This is a genomic window from Ligilactobacillus sp., assembly GCF_036846325.1.
In the GTDB taxonomy this organism is placed as follows: domain Bacteria; phylum Bacillota; class Bacilli; order Lactobacillales; family Lactobacillaceae; genus Ligilactobacillus.
The window spans coordinates 5,250-5,868 of the sequence record NZ_DAIUCE010000103.1; the positions used below are offsets into that span (position 1 = coordinate 5,250).

The window sequence follows — 619 nt, forward strand, 5'->3', positions numbered from 1 at the left end:
TGTCAAAGTTGAATAACACCTTGCTCTTTTCGAACAATAACGTCTCCGGGGAGTTTAAATACTTTGGCGACTTGTCGTCCTTCACCAGAAGCCGGCCGGAAAAAGCTATCGTCTGGCCTGATGCGTTTCGAATCGGAAACATCACCCTCGAATGAAAACGATCAACCAGACTTCCGTCTCCGTGTTCGGTAAACAGGCCTGACTTCCTGAAAAGCTGGTAATCACCAATACCATGCGTTTCAAAATAAGTCTTCAAAAAATCCTGCGAGGGCGCAAACCCCAAACTGAATTCCTCAATCAAATCATCCGTAAGACCTCGTTTATGCAGATAATCCAATGCCTGCTCACCGATTTCAGCGGTCGTCAGCATATAATGATATACTTCAGATGCCGTTTTATACAAATTCTTCAGCTGCCCAATTTCCGAGGATTCAAATTCCCTTTGAAATCTGGCTTGATTTTCCGGAGAGTAGCGAGAATCCATTTCGATGTTTTCAAGTTCAGCAACCCGATAAACAGCCTCCGGGAAACTCAAGTCTTCAAGTTCCATGATAAACTTAAAGACATTTCCGCCGCGTCCGCACGAAAAACAGTAAAAAAACTGTTTTTGCTCATTGAT

The 619-nt window shown here is 43.6% G+C and carries 1 protein-coding gene; it reads right to left on the reverse strand.

From position 1 onward, the window contains the following. Positions 1 to 619 (reverse strand): CHC2 zinc finger domain-containing protein (locus V7Z60_RS08470; protein ID WP_334117391.1); only part of this gene is annotated, 619 nt, incomplete at its 3' end.